Genomic DNA, 19,972 nt, shown 5'->3' on the forward strand with positions numbered 1-19,972 from the left:
GCCAGTGCGCTCACGCGTGCGCCGATGTGCACGCCGATCCCGCCGATGTCATCGCCGCGGACCTCGCATTCGCCGGTGTGCAAACCGGCGCGCACCTCGATGCCGAGCGATTGCACTGAATCACGAATTGCCATGGCGCAGCGGATCGCTCGCTGCGGGCCGTCGAACATCGCAAGGAAGCTGTCACCCGCTGTGCTCACCTCGCGGCCCCGAAAGCGGGCCAGTTGCGATCGGACAACGGCGTCGTGCGCATCGAGCAACGCATGCCAGTCACGGTCACCCATCTCTGAGGCGCGGCGCGTCGAGTCGACGATGTCGGTGAAGAGCACCGTGGCAAGAACCCGATCATCGGCCATATCAGCCTGCTCGCCGGTGAGGAACTCGGCGATCTCCTGAAAGGACGACCGCCACGGCTCCACGATGTGGAAGAGGTTGCGACCCGGGAGCTCAACGTACTTCGCGCCCGGGATGTGATCGGCGACGTACTTACCTTGCGCGCGGATGACTAGCGGATCATCGGTGTACTGGACGATGAGACTTGGCACGCGGACGGTTGGAAGCAGCGTCGTGATCTCCAATTCGGACACCACCGGCATCATGAGCGCAACGGTTCGTGGGCTCGCCGACAGGCGTTCATATCGCGCCCACGTTGCCCGAATTTCCTCATTCCACGGCATGTCCGGATTCCAGACATGGTGCAGCTCCCCCGTGCCCCAGGCGGCGACCATGGCACCGAAGAACTCCTCCGGAGTGGGCTGCCCAACGGTGCGATCAGCGGTCGGGCTCGCATAGACCTCAAGCCCGACAAGCGCCGTGGTGCGAGACGGATAGCTGGCCGCGAACAGCGCCGCGGGCGCGAACGCGGCGTTCTGCGCGACGAGAACCGCTTGGCGAATCCCGAGATCGTCCAGCACTGCGGTGATGCTGTCAGCCCACTGCTCCAACGTCGGCAACGCGCCCGGCTCCACAGGATCGGATGCGCCCGTACCCGGCTGATCAAAAGAGATCAACCGGCCCAGCGATGCCATCGCCTCGACCCACCCCTGAATCGCCGGGAGCTCGGACAGAGTTTCGCAACAGTTGAACCAGTTCGGGACCAACACGATGTCGCGCTCACCCTCAGGCGATGCCGTATAGGCGACGCGCAAATCCCCGTTCATCGCGTACCGCGTTTCCGAGAACACTGCAGAAGTCTAAGTCCGGCCAGCGCGCACCGGCAGCGTTCATGCTGCTCAAGAGCGGCACCGGCGACCACCTATCGATCGAATCCACGAATCGGTGAAAACCGCCGAAAAATGCGAATAAATAGGCAGAGCATAGTGATATGAGCGCGTATCAGATAATGCTGGTCGGAACTGACGGCTCGGACACATCGTTTCGTGCGGTGGATCACGCAGCCACGTTCGCTGCGGAAAGTGACGCGAAGTTGATCATAGCGATGGCGCACTTGCCCAATATGGACAAAGGAGGCTGGGGAAGACCAGCCCGACCGGATCGTGTGATAGACGGCGACGGCGAGGTCGCCCTCCGGACCGACGGCGACTACAAGATGCACGGGGAGGCCCCCGTGTACGAAATCCTGCGGGAGGCCCGCGACCGGGCCAGAGCGGCTGGGGCGAAGAATGTGGAGATCCGACCGATTCTGGGTGATCCGGTACACGCGCTGTCCCGCCTCGCCAAGGAGGTCGAGGCGGATCTGGTGGTGGTCGGCGACGTAGGGCTGGCGACACGCAGCGGCAAGTGGCTTGGCTCGGTGCCCGGCAACGTCTTGGCCAGGGCCAAGAAGACCGCCGACGTACTGATCGTCCACACAACCGACTGAGGCATCGGGAGATTCTTCCGCGTCCGGCCGTCGTTCTGAGTGGTCCGCTACGGAAATGTGGCCGCGAAGAGACGCCATTCAGCGGCAATTGCCCTCGGGTCGCTCGGTCCAAGCCTCGCGGCCGTGGAAGTAGGCTGCCCGGGTGACCGAGCCTCCGATGCAACCGAACCTGAGTCTCACGACTCAGATATGGCGGTTCGTCGTCACCGGCGGGTTCTCGGCCATCGTCGACTTCGGGCTGTACGTCGCGCTCTACCGGATCGCCGGCATGCAGCCGGACCTGGCCAAAACCGTCGGGTGGATCGCCGGAACCACGACGGCATACCTGCTCAACCGGCGGTGGACGTTCCAAGCCCCACCGAGCACTGCACGGTTGGCCGCGGTGTGGGCGCTCTACATCACGACCTTCGTCGTCCAGGTCGGCCTCAACCACCTGTTCCTGCGGCTACTCGACTACACGCCCACTGCCGTGGTGGTCGCGTTCGTCATCGCCCAAGGCACCGCGACCGTCATCAACTTCATCGTGCAGCGAATGGTGATCTTCCGCTTGAGGTGAGCCGCGGAAACCGCACGGTACCCTCGTCACGATGTTTCCGACCACCTCACGACGCCTGACCGGCTGGGGCCGAACCGCCGCGTCGGTGGCCCATGTGCTGTCGACCCCGGATCATGAGCTGATCGCCAAGGCCGTCACGCACGCGGCCGACGGCGGCTCCCGCGGCGTCATCGCGAGGGGCCTCGGCCGGTCCTACGGGGACAACGCTCAGAACGGTGGCGGACTTGTCGTCGACATGACGGCGCTGAACCAGATCCATTCGGTCGATCGCGAAAGCGCACTCGTCGACGTCGACGCCGGTGTGAACCTCGACCAGCTGATGCGGGCGGCCCTGCCACTTGGCCTCTGGGTGCCGGTGCTCCCCGGCACCCGCCAGGTCACGGTCGGGGGCGCAATCGCCTGTGACATCCACGGCAAGAACCACCACAGCTCGGGCAGCTTCGGTAACCACGTCCGCTCGATGCAGTTGCTGACCGCCGACGGCGACATCCGCCACCTGACCCCCGACGGCGCCGACGCCGAATTGCTCTGGGCGACGGTCGGCGGCAACGGCCTGACCGGCATCATCCTGCGCTCCACCATCGCGATGACCCCGACTGAGACCGCGTACTTCATCGCCGACGGCGACGTCACCGGCAGCCTCGACGAGACGATCGCGTTCCACAGCGACGGCACCGAAGCGAACTACACGTATTCCAGCGCCTGGTTCGACGCCATTAGCGCGCCACCGAAACTGGGCCGCGCGGTCATCTCCCGCGGCTCGCTGGCGACAATCGACCAACTGCCCGAGAAGCTTCGCAAGAACCCGCTGAAGTTCGACGCCCCGCAATACTTCACCGCACCCGACGTCTTCCCCAACGGCCTCGGCAACAAGCTGATCTTCGGCGCGATGACCGAGCTCTGGTACCGGACAGGCAAGACCTATCGGGGCAAAACCCAGAACCTCACCCAGTTCTACCACCCGCTCGACATGGTCGGTGAGTGGAACAAGGCTTACGGCTCAGTGGGTTTCGCGCAGTACCAGTTCGTGGTGCCGACCGAGGCCGTTGAGCCGTTCAAGGGCATCATGTACGACATCCAGCGCTCCGGGCACTACTCGTTCCTCAACGTGTTCAAGCTGTTCGGGCCGGGGAACCAAGCCCCGCTGAGTTTTCCGATTCCCGGCTGGAACGTGTGCGTCGACTTCCAGATCAAGCCCGGCCTCAACGAGTTCCTCAATGAGCTCGACCGACGTGTGCTCGAGTTCGGCGGCCGGCTCTACACCGCCAAGGATTCGCGCACCACCGCCGAGACCTTCCACGCCATGTACCCGCGCATCGACGAGTGGATCGCCGTGCGCCGCAAGGTCGATCCCGACGGCGTATTCGCCTCGGACATGGCCCGACGTTTGGAGCTTCTGTAAATGGTGTTCGACGCCACGGGTAACCCCCAGGCCATCCTGCTGCTCGGCGGGACATCCGAAATCGGCCTTGCGATCTGCGCCCGCTACCTTCGCAACGCGGCCGCACGCGTTGTCCTCGCCGACCTTCCCAACCACCCGAAGCGCGACGCTGCCATCGCGGAGATGAAGGCCGCAGGTGCCAAGTCCGTCGAATGGATCGACTTCAACGGTGTGGACACCGAAAGTCACCCCAAGGTCATCGACGAAGCATTCGCAGGCGGTGATATCGACGTCGCGATCGTGGCCTTCGGCCTGCTCGGCGACGCCGAAGAGCTGTGGCAGAACCAACGCAAGGCCGTACAGATCGCCGAGATCAACTACACCGCAGCCATCTCCGTCGGCGTCCTGCTCGGAGAGAAGATGCGCGCTCAGGGCTCCGGCCGGATCATCGCGATGAGCTCGGCCGCGGGCGAGAGAGTGCGGCGCTCCAACTTCGTCTACGGGTCAACGAAGGCCGGACTCGACGGCTTCTACCTCGGCCTCGGGGAAGCGCTGCGGGAGTTCGGCGTTCGAGTCCTGGTGATCCGTCCAGGGCAGGTGCGCACCACCACTACGATCGATCACTGGAAAGCCACCGGCGCCAAGGAGGCGCCGTTCACCGTCGACAAGGAAGACGTCGCCGAGCTGGCGGTCACCGCGTCGGCCAAGGGCAAGGAACTGGTATGGGCGCCGGGGGCGTTCAGATACGTGATGATGGTCCTGCGGCACGTTCCGCGTCCCATCTTCCGCAAGCTTCCAATCTGAGATCCGACGGGTCGATGATGCGAGGCGCGCTGGCCGTGCTCGGTCAGATGGCGGCTGCGGCCGCCGTCGCGGTGATCGTCTCGGCCATCTTACTTTTCGCCATCGCCAGCGTCGAGTGGCCCGCATACAACTCGTCGAACCAGCTGCACGCCTTGACCACTGTCGGCCAGTTCGTCTGTCTGGCAGGGCTGCTCGGCGCCGGCTGGATGTGGCGGCGCGGGCGTCGACTTGCCGCGCATGCAGGCGCCGTTGTCTTCCTGTCCGCATTCTCGGTCGTCACACTCGCCATGCCGCTCGGCGCCACCAAGCTGTACCTGTTCGGCATCTCCGTCGACCAACAGTTCCGCACCGAGTACCTGACCCGGCTCACCGACAGCGCGGCGCTACACGACATGACCTACATCGGCCTGCCGCCCTTCTATCCGGCGGGCTGGTTCTGGATCGGCGGCCGGATGGCCGCACTGACCGGCACCCCGGCATGGGAGATGTTCAAGCCGTGGGCGATCACCTCGATCGCCGTCGCAGTCGTGATCGCTTTCGTGTTGTGGACGAGCATGATCCGGTTCGAATACGCGTTGATCGTGACGGCGGCGACATCAGCCGCGACGCTGGCGTACTCGTCTGCAGAGCCGTACGCCGCCGTTCTCACGGTGCTGCTGCCGCCCGTTTTGGTGCTGGCGTGGTCCGGGCTTCGCCGCCGGTCGCGGGCGGGCGGTTGGGCGGCCGTGATCGGCGTTGGTCTGCTTCTCGGTGTCGCCGGGTTGCTGTACTCGCTGCTGCTGGGCTACGGCGCATTCGCCGTGGCGATCATGGCGGTCGCGCTGGCGCTGAACCGGCGCAGCGCAGAACCGCTGCTGCGGCTCGCCGCCGCCGGGGTGATCGCAGGCGCGATCATGTTGATCGGCTGGCTGCCGTTCCTACTGGCCGCGATCGGTGGATCGGCCACGGGCTCGGGCACCGCACAGCACTACCTGCCGCCCGACGGCGCGCAGCTGTCCTTCCCCATGCTGGAGTTCACCCTGCTGGGTGCGCTATGCATGGCCGGCACGCTGTGGCTCGTCATCCGCGCCCGCAGTTCGACGCGCGCTGCCGGGCTGGCGTTCGGTGTCGTCGCGGTCTACGCCTGGTCGCTGGCCTCGATGCTGACCACGCTGGCGGGCACCACGCTGCTGTCCTTCCGACTCCAGCCGACACTGACGGTGCTGCTCACCGCGGCCGGGGTGTTCGGCTTCATCGACGTCACCCTCGCCGCGGCCCGTCGGTACGACGCCGACACCGGGCGACGCATCGTCGTGGCCGCCGGTGCGGTGGGCGCGATCGGCGCCATGACCTTCGCCCAGGACATTCCGGACGTGCTGCGCTCCGACATCGTCGTCGCCTACACCGACACCGACGGATACGGGCAGCGGGCCGACCGCCGGCCACCAGGTGCGGAGAAGTACTACCGCGAGATCGACGCCAGGATCCAGGAGGTGACTGGTCGATCCCGCAACGAGACCGTCGTGCTGACCGCCGACTACAGCTTCCTGTCCTACTACCCCTACTACGGCTTCCAAGGCCTGACTTCGCACTACGCCAACCCGCTTGCGCACTTCGACGAGCGGGCCGCGGCAATCGAGCGCTTGGCGGCGTTGGAGCACCCCGACCAGTTCATCGCAGCGCTCGACAAGCTGCCGTGGCAGCCGCCGACCGTCTTCCTGATGCGCCGAGGCGGTGCGGGCGACTCGTCTGACGCCTACACGCTGCGGCTGGCCGCCGACGTCTACCCCAACCAGCCCAACGTGCGTCGGTACCAGGTGGCACTCGATGCGGCGCTGTTCGACGACCCCCGCTTCAGCGTCTCCGACATCGGACCGTTCGTGTTGGCCATCCGGCTGCCCGAGGGCGGCTGATGGCCGTCGAGACGCCGCCGCAGGCCGGCCAATTACCATCAACCCCCGTGGTCGGTAACGGGGCGCGCCAAACCAATCACCACACCGCGCGGTTGATCGCCATCATCGCCGGGCTTCTCGGCGCCGCACTCGCCCTCGCCACCCCCTTCCTGCCCGTCAAGCAGACGACCGCCCAGCTGAACTGGCCCCAGAACGACGTGCTGGAAAGCGTCAACGCGCCGCTGATCGGCTACGTGGCCACCGATCTGGACATCAACATCCCGTGCTCGGCGGCGGCGGGGCTCACCGGGCCGCAGAATGCGGGCAGGACGGTGCTGCTGTCGACGGTGCCCAAGCAGGCGCCCAAGGCCATCGACCGCGGCCTGCTCATCGAACGGGTCAACAACGACCTTCTGGTCATCGTCCGCAACACTCCGGTGGTCACGGCGCCGCTGAGCCAGGTGCTCAGCCCCGCGTGCGAGAAGCTGACGTTCACCGCGCACGCCGACAAGGTCACCGGCGAGTTCGTCGGTCTGACCAAGGGACCCGACACCGATGATCCCGGCGCGCCCCTGCGCGGCGAGCGCAGCGGCTACGACTTCCGGCCCCAGATCGTCGGCGTGTTCACCGATCTCGCCGGGCCCGCACCGCCCAGGCTGCAGTTCGCGGCAACCGTGGACTCGCGCTACAGCACCTCCCCGACCCTGCTGAAGCTGATCGTGATGATCGTCGGCGTCGCCATGACGATCACCGCGCTCGGCGCGCTGCACGTGCTCGACGCGGCCGACGGGATGCGGCACAAACGCTTCCTGCCGCCACGGTGGTGGTCGATCCGGCCATTGGACGCAATCGTCATCGCGGTGCTGGCGTGGTGGCACTTCGTCGGCGCCAACACGTCCGACGACGGCTACATCCTGACGATGGCCAGAGTGTCCGAGCATGCCGGCTACATGGCCAACTACTACCGCTGGTTCGGCACGCCGGAGGCGCCGTTCGGCTGGTACTACGACCTGCTCGCGTTGTGGGCGCACGTGAGCACCAACAGCGTCTGGGTCCGGCTGCCGACGCTGCTGATGGCACTCACCTGTTGGTGGGTGATCAGTCGCGAAGTGATCCCGCGGCTCGGCCACGCTGTCAAAACCAACCCCGCAGCCAAGTGGACAGCGGCAGGCATGTTCCTCGCCTTCTGGCTGCCGTTGAACAACGGGCTACGACCCGAGCCGATCATCGCGTTGGGCATCCTGCTCACGTGGTGCTCCGTCGAGCGCGGCGTGGCCACCAGCCGCGTGCTCCCGGTCGCCATCGCCGTCATCATCGGGGCACTGACCCTCTTCTCGGGCCCGACGGGTATCGCCGCTGTCGGCGCACTGCTGGTTGCGGTCGGTCCGCTGAAAACCATTGTGGCCAGCCATACTTCGCGATTCGGCTATCTCGCGCTGCTGGCGCCGGTGCTGGCGGCGTGCACGGTAACGATCTTCCTGATCTTCCGTGACCAGACGTTCGCCGCGGAGATCCAGGCCAGCACCTTCAAGTCCGCCGTCGGCCCGAGCCTGAGTTGGTTCGACGAACACATCCGCTACGAGCGACTGTTCATGGCCACCCCCGACGGGTCGGTTGCCCGCAGGTTCGGCGTTCTGACGGTGTTGCTCGCGCTGGCCGTTTCGGTGGCGATGACGTTGCGTAAGGGCAGGATTCCGGGCACCGCCGCCGGTCCCAGCCGGCGCATCATCGGCATCACCATCATCTCCTTCCTTGCGATGATGTTCACGCCGACCAAGTGGACCCACCATTTCGGGGTGTTCGCAGGCCTGGCGGGATCGCTCGGGGCACTGGCCGCAGTCGCCGTCACCGCGGCGGCCATGAAGTCTCGACGCAACAGGGCGATGTTCGCCGCCGCCGTGTTGTTCGTCATGGCGCTGTCGTTCGCCAGCGTCAACGGCTGGTGGTATGTCTCCAACTTCGGCGTGCCGTGGTCGAACCAGTTCCCGGAGTGGCACTTCGGCTTCACGACCTTCCTGCTCGGCCTTGCCCTCGCCGCGCTTCTGGTGGCGGCATGGTTCCACTTCTACGGCCATGACCGCTCACCGCCCGACGGCAGCGATCGGCGGCTGGCGCGGATCCTGCAGTCCCCGTTGGCGACTGCGACGTGGTTGCTGGTGACGTTCGAAGTGGTGTCGTTGACGCTCGGCATGATCGACCTTTGGCCTGCCTGGTCGAACGGCCGCTCCAACCTGGGCGCGATCACCGGAACGCGTTGCGGCCTGGCCGACTACGTGATGGTCGAACAGAATGCCAATGACGGCATGCTGACTCCGGTGGGCGCACCGCCAGGCGACGCCCTCGGTGCGGGCAGCTCCGAAGGGTTCGGCCCCAACAACATCCCCACCAACCTGTCCGCCGACGAGGTGACGGGCGGGGGTCCCGGCACCTCGAGCAACTTCGCCGACAGCGCGCAGGGCGACGAAGACGCGTCGAGTGGTCAGGCAGGCACCGAAGGCGGCACGACGGCGGGGATCGGAATCAACGGCTCCCGCGCCCGACTGCCGTTCAACCTCGACCCGGCCGCCACGCCGGTGATGGGCAGCTGGCGCAGCGGCACTCAGCAGCCGGCGCTGCTGCGCTCGGCGTGGTACCGGCTTCCCGTCGACTGGAGCGAGCGCGACCGGTCATCGTCGGTTCTCGTGGTGTCGGGCGCGGGACGCTTCGACCCCAGCGACGTGACCGTGCAGTGGGCAGACGACGACGGGGAGCCGAAGGGCTCGCTGGGATTCGCCGACGTCGGCTCGCCACCGGCCTGGCGGAATCTGCGGGCACCGCTGACCGCGATCCCCGCTGACGCCACCCAGGTGCGGTTGGTCGTCAACGACGACGATCTGTCGCCGCAGCACTGGATGGCCGTCACCCCGCCGCGGATACCTCAGCTGAAGACGCTGCAGGAGGTCGTCGGCTCGCAGGATCCGGTGCTGCTGGACTGGCTGGTCGGCATGGCCTTCCCGTGCCAACGGCCGTACGGCCACCAGAACGGTGTCATCGAGGTGCCGAAGTGGCGCATCCTGCCGGACAGGTTCGGCGCCGAGGCGAACTCGCCGGTGATGGACAACGTGGGCGGCGGGCCGCTCGGCATCAGCGAGCTGCTGCTGCGGGCGACCACCCTGCCCTCCTATCTGAAGGACGACTGGTTCCGCGACTGGGGTGAGCTTCAGCAGTTCACGCCCTACTACCGCGACGCCCGGCAGGCACGACTGGATCTCGGTTCGACGACGCGGAGCGGTCTGTGGAGCCCGGCGCCGCTGCGTCACTAGGTCCGTCGCCTAACATCGACCCTCGTGCCACGCGACGAAACTGAGCGGACGGGCGTGTCCGCCATCGCCCGGCTCGTCGCCGTCGTTGCAGGCATTGCGGGGATACTGCTGTGCGCACTGGTCCCGCTGCTGCCGGTCAAGCAGACCACCGCCACCATCGCCTGGCCCCAGGCGCCGGGCAGCACCGGCCTGGTCTCCGACATCACCGCCCCGCTGGTGTCTGGGGCCCCGCAGGCGCTCGACATCACGATTCCGTGCCAGGCCATGGCCACGCTGCCGGCAGAGGGCGGTCTTGTGCTGTCCACTGTGCCGCGGGAGGCCAACGACGCCACCAAGGGCGGCCTGTTCGTCCGCGCCACCGCCGACACGGTGTTCGTCGCGTTCCGCGACACGGTGGCCGCCGCCGCGCCCCGCCCAGCGGTCGCCGCAGGCAAATGCAGCGCGCTTCACATCTGGGCCAACGTCGGACAGGTGGGCGCGGACTTCCTCGGCATCCCCGGCGCCGCCGGGACACTCGCACCGGAGAAGAAGCCCCAGGTCGCCGGGATCTTCACCGACCTCAAGGTCGCCGCGCAGCCGGGCTTGTCGGCGCGTGTCGATATCGACACCCGGTTCATCACCTCACCGACAAAGCTGAAGCTGGCCGTGATGGCGCTCGGTGTCATCTCGGTGCTGGCGTCGATCGTTGCGCTCGCGTTGCTCGACAGAACCGCAGGCAGGCGGGTGCCGACGTCTTGGCGCCGGTTCTTCCGGGCAGGCCCGATCACGTGGCTCACGGACGTCGGGGTCATCGGCACCCTGCTGATGTGGCACGTCATCGGCGCGACGACATCCGACGACGGCTACAACCTCACGATCGCGCGGGTGACCACCGATGCCGGGTACACGCCCAACTACTACCGATTCTTCGGCGCGAGCGAGGCGCCGTTCGACTGGTACCAAAGCGTGCTCGCCCACTTGGCGTCGGTCAGCACGGCCGGGGTGTGGATGCGGTTGCCCGCCACCGCGGCTGCCATTGCGACGTGGCTGATCATCAGCCGCTGCGTGCTGCCCCGGCTGGGCAGGCGCATCGCGCTCAACCGGGTCGCCGTGCTGACTGCAGGCGCGGTGTACCTGGCCGCGTGGCTGCCGTTCAACAACGGCCTTCGCCCCGAACCGATCATCGCGTTCGGCACAATCGCCGCGTGGGTGCTGGTCGAGAACGCGATCGGCACACGCAGGGGGTGGCCGGGGGCCGTGGCGATCGTCATCGCGGTTTTCAGCGTCACGACCGCACCGCAGGGGCTCATCGCGGTGGCGCCGATCCTGGTCGGCGCCAGGGCCATCGCCCGTAACGTCGCCTTCCGCAGGCCCGTCGACGGCCTGCTGGCCCAGATCGCCCCGCTTGCGGCGTCGCTGTCGCTGATCTTCGTGGTCGTCTTCCGCGACCAGACCCTGGCCACCGTCGCCGAGTCGGCCCGCATCAAATACGTGGTCGGACCGACTATCGCCTGGTACCAGGAGTTCCTGCGCTACTACTTCCTCACGGTCGAGGACAGTGCCGACTCGTCGCTCACCCGCCGGTTCGCCGTACTGGTCATGCTGCTGTGCCTCTTCGGGATGATCACGGCGCTGCTGCGCCGCGGACACGCGCCGGGCGTTGCGTCGGGTCCGTTGTGGCGGTTGATCGGCACCACCGCGGTCGGACTGCTGCTGCTGACCTTCACGCCGACGAAGTGGGCCGTGCAGTTCGGCGCGTTCGCGGGGCTGGCGGGCGCGCTCGGCGCGGTGACCGCATTCGTGTTCGCGCGCGTCGGCCTGCACACCCGACGCAACCTTGTGGTGTACGTGACCGCGTTGTTGTTCATATTGGCGTGGGCCACCTCGGGTCTCAACGCCTGGTTCTACGTCGGCAACTACGGCGTGCCGTGGTTCGACAAGCAACCGGTGATCGCGGGCGTGCCTGTCACCTTCATCTTCCTGGTGCTCGCGATCCTGACCGGCCTGCTGGCGGGCTGGCTGCACTTCCGGATGGACTACGCCGGGCACACCGAGGTCGCCAGCACCGGTCGTAACCGCGCGCTCGCGTCGACACCGCTGCTCGTGGTGGCGGTCATCATGGTCGTGCTCGAAGTGGGCTCGATGGCCAAGGGCGCCGCGCAGCGCTATCCCGTCTACACCACGGCCAAGGCCAATGCCGAGGCGCTGGCGTCCGGACTGAGCAGCACCAGCTGTGCCATGGCCGACGACGTGCTGGTGGAGCCGGACACCAATGCCGGTATGCTGCAACCGGTTCCGGGTCAACACTTCGGTCAGTACGGCCCGCTGGGCGGCGAGAGCCCGGTCGGGTTCAATCCGAACGGCGTCAGCGACACACTGGAGCCCGCCGAGCCCGTGGTATCGAACCCGGGAACGGTCAACTCCGACGGGTCCCCCAACAAGCCGAACGCCGGAGTCGGGTACGCCGCGGGCACCAGCGGCGGGTACGGCCCCGAGGGCATCAACGGGTCGCGGGTCTTCCTCCCATACGGGCTCGACCCGAAACGCACGCCGGTGATGGGCAGCTACGACGAGAACACCGTCGCCGCGAAGGCCACGTCGTCCTGGTATCAGCTGCCGCCGCGCACAGCGGACCGCCCGCTGGTGACGGTCGCTGCCGCAGGCGCGATCTGGTACTACGAGGAGGACCGCTCGTTCAACTACGGCCAGTCGCTGAAGTTGGAGTGGGGCGTGCACCGCCCGGACGGCTCCTACCAGGCCCTCGGCCAGGTGCAGCCGATCGACATCTTCATGCAGAAGGCGTGGCGCAACCTGCGTTTTCCGCTTGCCTGGGCGCCGCCGGAGGCCAACGTGGCTCGTCTCGTCGCCGATGACCCGAACCTGTCCACCGACCAGTGGTTCGCGTTCACGCCACCGCGAGTGCCGGTTCTCGAGACGGCCCAGCAGCTGTTGGGCTCCGACACCCCGGTGCTGATGGACATCGCGACGGGTGCCAACTTCCCGTGCCAGCGGCCGGCGTCTGAACACCTTGGGGTGGCACAACTTCCGGAGTACCGCATTCTTCCGAACCTCAAGCAGACAGTGGTGTCGTCGAACCAGTGGCAGTCCTCCGAGGACGGCGGCCCGCTGCTGCTCACCAAGGCGCTGCTGCGGTCCGACAGCGTGCCGTCCTATCTGCGCGACGACTGGTATCGCGACTGGGGTGCGATCGAGCGCTATTTCCGGTTGGTGCCCGAAGCCGAAGCTCCCGACGCCGTCATCGATCAGGGTTCGGTGACGGTTCGCGGCTGGACGCGTAACGGCCCGATCAGGGCGCTGCCATGAGGAATGACAGCGTGAACGTGACGCGCTGGGTGGCGACGATCGCGGGCCTGATCGGCTTCGTGCTGTCGGTGGCCACCCCGCTGCTGCCGGTCGTGCAGACGACCGCGACACTGAATTGGCCGCAGAACGGCCAGCTGAATGATGTGACGGCGCCGCTGATCACGCAGGTACCGACGGACATGACGGTGACGGTGCCGTGCGACGTGATCCGCTCGCTGCCACCCAAGGGCGGCACGGTGCTTTCGACGGCACCCAAGGGCGGCAAGGAGGCAGCACTTGCCGCGCTGTTCGTCAACGTCAACGCGCAGCGCGTCGACATCACCGACCGCAACGTCGTCGTCGCAAGCGTGCAGCGCTCGCGCGTCATCGCCCCGAACTGTCAGCGGATCGAGATCACCTCCACCGATGCCGGCACGTTCGCCACCTTCGTCGGGCTCACGGACCCAACCACAGGCAAGGAACAGCGCACCGGGTTCGCCGACCCGAACCTGCGCCCGCAGATCGTCGGCGTCTTCAGCGATCTGGTCGGGCCCGCGCCGCCTGGGCTGTCGGCATCGGCAACCATCGACACCCGATTCTCCACCAAGCCAACGGCTTTGAAGCTGGCCGCCATGCTCGGCGCCATCGCGGCGACGATCATCGCGCTGATCGCGCTGTGGCGCCTCGACCGGCTGGACGGCAGGCGAATGCACAGCCTGGTTCCGCAGCGCTGGCGCACGTTCACCGCCGCCGACGTCGTCGTGGTCGGCACGTTCCTGCTGTGGCATGTGGCCGGCGCCAACTCCTCCGACGACGGCTACATACTCGGCATGGCCCGCGTCGCCGACCACGCGGGCTACATGTCCAACTACTTCCGGTGGTTCGGCAGCCCCGAGGACCCGTTCGGCTGGTACTACAACCTGCTGGCGTTGATGACCCACGTCAGCGACGCCAGCATCTGGATGCGACTGCCCGATCTCATTTCGGCTCTTGTCTGCTGGCTGCTGTTGTCGCGCGAGGTGCTGCCGCGACTGGGCCCTGCGGTCGCATCGTCACGTCCGGCGCTGTGGGCGGCGGGCCTGGTCCTGCTGGCGGCGTGGATGCCGTTCAACAACGGACTGCGTCCCGAGGGGCAGATCGCCGTCGGCGCGCTGATCACGTACGTGTTGATCGAACGGGCCATCATCTCGGGCCGAATGACACCGGCGGCGCTGGCGGTGATCGCCGCGGCGTTCACGCTCGGCATCCAGCCGACAGGCCTGATCGCGGTGGCCGCCCTGCTGGCGGGCGGCAGGCCGCTGCTGCGCATCCTGGTGCGCAGGCATCGCGTCGTCGGCACGTTGCCGCTGATCGCCCCCCTGCTTGCCGCGGGCACCATCGTGCTGACGGTGACATTCGCCGACCAGACGCTGGCAACGGTGTTGGAGGCGACCAGGATTCGCACCGACATCGGGCCGAGCCAGGCCTGGTACACCGAGAATCTGCGCTACTACTACCTGTTCCTGCCGACCGTGGACGGCTCGCTGTCGCGACGGTTCGGCTTCCTCGTCACCGCGGTGAGCCTGTTCGCCACGATGTTCATCCTCCTTCGCCGCAAGCGCGTTCCCGGCGTCGCCCGCGGTCCGGCGTGGCGGCTGATGGGAATCATCTTCGGCACGATGTTCTTCCTGATGTTCACCCCGACCAAGTGGGTGCATCACTTCGGTCTGTTCGCCGCCGTCGGTGCGGCGATGGCGGCGTTGGCCACCGTGTTGGTCGGCCCCAAGGTGCTTCGCTGGTCGCGCAACCGGATGGCGGTCGTGTCGGCGGTGCTGTTCCTCCTTGCGCTGTGCTTCTCGTCGACCAACGGATGGTGGTACGTCTCGAGCTTTGGTGTTCCGTACAACAACGCGATGCCGAAGATCGGCGGAATCACGCTCAGCACTGTCTTTTTCGCGATGTTCGCCGTCGCGGTGGTCTACACGGTATGGCTGCACTTCGCACCGCGCGACCGCGGTGAGGGACGGGTGGCACGTGCGCTCACCACCGCACCGATCCCCATCGCGGCGGCCTTCATGGTGGTGGTGTTCGTCGCCTCGATGCTCGTCGGCGTGGTGCGGCAGTACCCGACGTACTCGAATGCATGGGCCAACCTGCGTACCTTCAGCGGCGGCTGCGGGCTGGCCGACGACGTGCTCGTCGAACCCGACAGCAACGACGGGTTCATGGCCGCGCTGCCAGGTGACTACGGGCCGCTCGGCCCGCTCGGCGGCGACAAGCCGGTCGGATTCACGCCCAACGGTGTACCGGATCACATTGTGGCCGAAGCGATTCGGGTAACGCTGCCGATGCCGGGCACCGACTATGACTGGGATGCGCCCGCGAAGCTGACCGCCAAGGGAGTCAACGGCTCGACGGTGCCGTTGCCCTACGGCCTCGATCCCACGCGGGTTCCCGTTGCCGGTACGTACGCCGACACCGCGCAGCAGCAGAGCAAGCTGGCATCGGCGTGGTATCAGCTGCCGCCGCCCGACGACGCCCACCCGCTGGTGGTGATCACGGCTGCGGGCACCATCGCGGGCAACAGCGTGCTCAACGGGCACACCGACGGCCAGACGGTCGAGCTGGAGTACGCGCGGCCGGGCCCTGATGGTGCACCGGCGCCCGCGGGCCGGTTGGTGCCCGACGACATTGCTGTCGCCCCGTCCTGGCGCAATCTCCGGTTCGCCCGCTCCATGATTCCCGCCGACGCCACCGCGGTGCGGGTGGTGGCGGAGGATCGGTCGCTGACGCCCGGCGACTGGATCGCCGTGACCCCGCCGCGGGTGCCTGAGCTTCGCTCCCTGCAGGAGTACGTCGGCTCGAGTCAGCCCGTGCTGATGGACTGGGCGGTGGGACTGGCGTTTCCGTGCCAGCTGCCGATGCTGCACGCCAATGGGGTGACCGAGGTGCCGAAGTTCCGGATCACGCCCGACTACACGGCGAAGAAGCAGGACACCGACACCTGGCAGGACGGCCGCAACGGCGGACTGCTCGGCATCTCCGATGTGCTGCTGCGGGCCCACGTGATGGCTACCTACCTGTCCCGCGACTGGGGCCGCGACTGGGGATCGCTGCGCAAGTTCGACACCATCGTCGAAGCGCAGCCCGCCGAGATCGAACTCGGCACGGCGACGCGCAGCGGCCTGTGGAAGCCCAACAGGATTCGCGTCGGCGCCTGAGGCCCTAAGGTTTGCGGTGTGGTCGACCGAGTACGGCTGGGCACGGCGGAGATCACTCGCGTCGTCGAACTCCCCGTCGACCTTCCGCGCAGCGTCTTTCCGCAGACTCCGGAATCGACGTGGCACGACCTCGCGCCGGAGTACTCACCGACGTTCTGGGACGGCGACCACTGGCGCGCCGCAATGCAGAGTTGGGTGGTCGCGGTAGACGGCCTGACGGTGGTCGTCGACACCGGCGTCGGCAACGATCGTGATCGGCCCGCGATGCCGCCGCTCGACCACCTCGACACCGACTTCCTCGGCGCCCTGGCACGCGCCGGGATCACAACCGAGTCGGTCGACGTCGTCGTCAACACACATGTGCACACCGATCACGTCGGCTGGAACACCAAGCGCGACGGCGATTCCTGGGTGCCCACCTTCCCGAACGCGCGCTACCTCATCCCGGAGGCCGACTACCGGTATTTCCATCCGGACAACGAGGACGCGCGACCGACCGCCCGCACCGAGGACGAGCAGGCGCGCCGGCACGGCAGCCGAATCGTCTGGCAGGACAGCGTCGCACCCGTCGACGAAGCCGGCCAGATCGAGCTGTGGTCCGAGGACCACCAGATCAGCGACGCCCTGAGGCTGCGGCCCGCGCCCGGACACACGCCGGGTTCCTCGGTACTGTGGCTGGATGCGGGCCGGTCCGCGGTCTTCGTCGGCGATCTCACCCACTCGCCGATGCAACTGCACAGGCCGATGGATCCGTGCGCATTCGACGAGGACTTCAACGCCGCCGCGGTGACCAGAAAGCGGGTGCTCACCGAGGCCTCCAGACGTCGCGCGGCGGTGATTCCCGCGCACTATCCGGGACACGGCGGCGCGACCGTGGTGGCCCGCGGCGACGGCTTCATGGTCGACGATTGGCTCGAAATAAGCGCGTTGTAGATTTCTTGACTTATTCCAGAAAAGGGACAAGAATTTCGAACGTGCCTACGGCGGAGGACTTCCAGCAACTGCTGCGCGGAGCCGCCCTACGCGTCACCCGTCCCCGGGTCGCGGTGTTGACGGCGGTGCACGAACATCCGCACGCCGACACCGAGTCGATCATCCGTGCCGTGCGCGGGAACCTTCCCGATGTGTCGCATCAGGCCGTGTACGACTCGCTGAACACTCTGACGACGGCCGGTCTGGTGCGACGGATCCAGCCGACCGGCTCGGTGGCCCGCTATGAGTCGCGGGTGGGCGACAACCACCACCACGTCGTGTGCCGGTCCTGCGGTGTGATCGCCGACGTGGACTGCGCCGTCGGCGAGGCGCCCTGCCTGATCCCGTCTGACGACAACGGTTTCGTCCTCGATGAGGCCGAGGTCATCTACTGGGGCCTGTGTCCCGACTGCGCGGCCGCACAAGTTTCCCGATCACAGCCGTGATCACAGCCCCAATCACCCACTCCCGGAAGGAATGCTGTGTCATCTGATACATCCGATGCCCGCCCACCCCACGACGATTCCAAGACGGAGAGTCACAGCGAGAGCGAGAACCCGGCGATCGACTCACCGAAGCCGAAGACACACGCCCCGCGCAAGAATCAGGACTGGTGGCCCGACCAGGTCGATGTGTCGGTGCTGCACAAGCAGAACGAGAAGGGCAACCCGCTGGGGCGGGACTTCGACTACGCCGAAGAGTTCTCCAAGCTCGACGTCGAGGCCTTCAAGCGGGACGTCATCGAACTGATCAACACCACTCAGGATTGGTGGCCCGCCGACTACGGCAGCTACGCAGGCCTGTTCATCCGGATGAGCTGGCACGCGGCGGGCACCTACCGCATCTTCGACGGCCGTGGGGGCGCCGGGCAGGGCTCGCAGCGCTTCGCCCCGCTCAACAGCTGGCCCGACAACGCGAACCTGGACAAGGCGCGCAGACTGCTGTGGCCGATCAAGCAGAAGTACGGTAACAAGATCTCCTGGGCCGACCTGATCGCGTTCGCCGGCAATGCGGCGCTGGAGTCAGCCGGCTTCGAGACGTTCGGTTTCGCGTTCGGCCGCGCAGACATCTGGGAGCCCGAGGAGATGCTGTGGGGCCAGGAGGACACCTGGCTGGGCACCGATCAGCGCTACGGCGGCACCAACGATAAGGACCGCCAGCTGGCCGAGCCGTTTGGCGCCACCACCATGGGCCTGATCTACGTGAATCCCGAAGGGCCGGAAGGCAAGCCGGACCCGTTGGCGGCCGCACACGACATTCGCGAGACGTTCGGCCGGATGGCGATGAACGACGAGGAGACGGCCGCGCTGATCGTCGGCGGCCACACCCTTGGCAAGACACACGGCGCCGGTGACGGCGACCTCGTCGGGCCGGAGCCCGAGGGCGCCCCGATCGAGCAACAGGGACTGGGCTGGAAGTGCGCGTTCGCGTCCGGCAAGGGCAGCGACACCATCACCAGCGGTCTCGAGGTCGTGTGGACGCCGACGCCGACGCAGTGGAGCAATGCCTACCTGGAGCTGCTCTACGGCCACGAGTGGGAGCTGACCAAGAGCCCCGGCGGTGCATGGCAGTTCGAGGCGAAGGACGCCGACGCGATCATCCCGCATCCGTTCGGCGGCCCAGGTCGCAAGCCGACGATGCTGGTCACCGACATCTCCATGCGGGTCGACCCGATCTACGGCGAGATCACCCGGCGGTGGCTGGATCATCCCGAAGAGCTCAACGAGGCGTTCGCCAAGGCGTGGTACAAGCTGATGCACCGCGACATGGGTCCGATCGATCGCTACCTGGGCCCGTGGGTGGCCGAGCCGCAGTTGTGGCAGGACCCGGTTCCTGCTGTCGAGGGTGAGCTGATCGACGAGGCGGACATCGCCTCGCTGAAGAGCAAGGTGCTCGACTCCGGCCTGACGGTGCAGCAGCTGGTGAAGACGGCATGGTCGTCGGCATCGAGCTTCCGCGGCACCGACAAGCGCGGCGGCGCCAACGGTGCACGGATTCGCCTTGAGCCGCAGCGGAACTGGGAGTCCAACGAGCCTTCGGAGCTGGCGCAGGTACTACCGACACTCGAGCAGATACAGCAGGACTTCAACAGTTCGGTCGGCAAGAAGGTCTCGCTGGCTGACCTGATCGTGCTTGCGGGCTCCGCGGCGGTCGAGAAGGCGGCTCGCGACGCCGGCTTCGAGATCGACGTGCACTTCGCACCTGGTCGCACGGACGCGTCTGCGGAGCAGACCGATGTGGACTCGTTCGCTGTGCTCGAGCCGCGTGCCGACGGGTTCCGCAACTTCGTGCGTCCCGGCGAGAAGGCGCCGCTGGAGCAGCTTCTGGTCGAGCGCGCATACATGCTCGACCTGACGGCTCCGGAGTTGACGGTGCTGATCGGTGGTCTGCGTGCGTTGAACGTCAACCACGGCGGCAGCAAGCACGGCGTGTTCACCGACAAGCCGGGTGTGCTCACCAACGACTTCTTCGCCAACCTGCTCGACATGGGCACGGAGTGGAAGCCGTCGGAGTCGGCCGAGAACGTCTACGAAGGACGGGACCGTACATCGGGTGCAGTCAAGTGGACGGCCACCGCCAACGATCTGGTGTTCGGTTCGAACTCCGTGCTTCGTGGCATCGTCGAGGTCTACGCGCAGAACGACAGCAAGGACAAGTTCGTCGAGGACTTCGTCGCGGCGTGGGTCAAGGTGATGAACAACGACCGCTTCGATCTGGAGAAGTAGCAGTACGCAAGCGACACCCCGCGCGCCTCTGGCTCGCGGGGTGTCGTGCGTTGATG

The 19,972-nt window shown here is 66.9% G+C and carries 12 protein-coding genes; 11 read left to right on the top strand and 1 reads right to left on the bottom strand.

Going from position 1 to position 19,972, the window contains the following annotated elements:
• On the bottom strand, positions 1–1,184 hold a 1,184-nt coding region (locus QOJ24_RS10240; protein ID WP_526260877.1), incomplete at its 3' end, for an adenylate/guanylate cyclase domain-containing protein.
• Between the two features lie 140 nt (positions 1,185–1,324).
• Here QOJ24_RS10240 and QOJ24_RS10245 point away from each other — a divergent pair.
• The 11 genes from QOJ24_RS10245 to katG all read left to right on the top strand — a co-directional run bounded on the left by QOJ24_RS10245 (position 1,325) and on the right by katG (position 19,916).
• Positions 1,325–1,822: a universal stress protein gene (locus QOJ24_RS10245; RefSeq protein ID WP_526260878.1), complete on the top strand. Its 498-nt coding sequence runs from the start codon at positions 1,325–1,327 to the stop codon at positions 1,820–1,822.
• 157 nt (positions 1,823–1,979) lie between these two features.
• Entirely contained in the window at positions 1,980–2,378 is a 399-nt protein-coding gene (locus QOJ24_RS10250; protein ID WP_526260893.1) for a GtrA family protein, read from the top strand.
• A gap of 31 nt (positions 2,379–2,409) precedes the next feature.
• Positions 2,410–3,780 (top strand): decaprenylphosphoryl-beta-D-ribose oxidase, encoded by a 1,371-nt coding sequence (gene dprE1 / locus QOJ24_RS10255; protein ID WP_526260879.1) that lies wholly within the window; start codon positions 2,410–2,412, stop codon positions 3,778–3,780.
• The gene (gene dprE2 / locus QOJ24_RS10260; protein ID WP_526260880.1) at positions 3,781–4,563 is read left to right on the top strand and encodes a decaprenylphospho-beta-D-erythro-pentofuranosid-2-ulose 2-reductase; all 783 of its coding nucleotides are present in this window, start codon (positions 3,781–3,783) and stop codon (positions 4,561–4,563) included. It abuts the gene before it with no gap.
• Positions 4,564–4,580: 17 nt separating this feature from the next.
• A complete protein-coding gene (locus QOJ24_RS10265) occupies positions 4,581–6,455 on the top strand; it encodes an arabinofuranosyltransferase (protein ID WP_526260881.1) in 1,875 nt (624 codons plus the stop codon).
• A complete protein-coding gene (locus QOJ24_RS10270; RefSeq protein ID WP_526260882.1) occupies positions 6,455–9,736 on the top strand; it encodes an arabinosyltransferase domain-containing protein in 3,282 nt (1,093 codons plus the stop codon). Before QOJ24_RS10265 ends, QOJ24_RS10270 begins: the two co-directional genes overlap by 1 nt.
• 24 nt (positions 9,737–9,760) lie before the next feature.
• Complete coding sequence (locus tag QOJ24_RS10275; RefSeq protein ID WP_526260883.1) at positions 9,761–13,039, top strand: arabinosyltransferase domain-containing protein; 3,279 nt, start codon at positions 9,761–9,763, stop codon at positions 13,037–13,039.
• Complete coding sequence (locus QOJ24_RS10280; protein ID WP_526260884.1) at positions 13,036–16,218, top strand: arabinosyltransferase domain-containing protein; 3,183 nt, start codon at positions 13,036–13,038, stop codon at positions 16,216–16,218. The genes QOJ24_RS10275 and QOJ24_RS10280 overlap by 4 nt, the downstream gene beginning before the upstream one ends.
• Positions 16,219–16,236: 18 nt before the next feature.
• Positions 16,237–17,151: an MBL fold metallo-hydrolase gene (locus tag QOJ24_RS10285; protein WP_526260885.1), complete on the top strand. Its 915-nt coding sequence runs from the start codon at positions 16,237–16,239 to the stop codon at positions 17,149–17,151.
• Positions 17,152–17,183: 32 nt separating this feature from the next.
• The gene (locus QOJ24_RS10290; protein ID WP_526260894.1) at positions 17,184–17,636 is read left to right on the top strand and encodes a Fur family transcriptional regulator; all 453 of its coding nucleotides are present in this window, start codon (positions 17,184–17,186) and stop codon (positions 17,634–17,636) included.
• A 36-nt stretch (positions 17,637–17,672) separates the two neighbouring features.
• Positions 17,673–19,916 (top strand): catalase/peroxidase HPI, encoded by a 2,244-nt coding sequence (gene katG / locus QOJ24_RS10295; RefSeq protein ID WP_526260886.1) that lies wholly within the window; start codon positions 17,673–17,675, stop codon positions 19,914–19,916.
• The last annotated feature ends 56 nt before the right edge of the window (positions 19,917–19,972 follow it).

Origin of the sequence: Mycobacterium sp., assembly GCF_032159775.1 — a bacterium.
In the GTDB taxonomy this organism is placed as follows: domain Bacteria; phylum Actinomycetota; class Actinomycetes; order Mycobacteriales; family Mycobacteriaceae; genus Mycobacterium.

What these genes read in the sequence shown, in the direction of transcription:
- QOJ24_RS10245 (WP_526260878.1), top strand. Translation starts at nt 1,325, where the DNA reads ATGAGCGCGTATCAGATAATGCTGGTCGGAACTGACGGCTCGGACACA.
- QOJ24_RS10250 (WP_526260893.1), top strand. Translation starts at nt 1,980, where the DNA reads ATGCAACCGAACCTGAGTCTCACGACTCAGATATGGCGGTTCGTCGTC.
- dprE1 (WP_526260879.1), top strand. Translation starts at nt 2,410, where the DNA reads ATGTTTCCGACCACCTCACGACGCCTGACCGGCTGGGGCCGAACCGCC.
- dprE2 (WP_526260880.1), top strand. Translation starts at nt 3,781, where the DNA reads ATGGTGTTCGACGCCACGGGTAACCCCCAGGCCATCCTGCTGCTCGGC.
- QOJ24_RS10265 (WP_526260881.1), top strand. Translation starts at nt 4,581, where the DNA reads ATGCGAGGCGCGCTGGCCGTGCTCGGTCAGATGGCGGCTGCGGCCGCC.
- QOJ24_RS10270 (WP_526260882.1), top strand. Translation starts at nt 6,455, where the DNA reads ATGGCCGTCGAGACGCCGCCGCAGGCCGGCCAATTACCATCAACCCCC.
- QOJ24_RS10280 (WP_526260884.1), top strand. Translation starts at nt 13,036, where the DNA reads ATGAGGAATGACAGCGTGAACGTGACGCGCTGGGTGGCGACGATCGCG.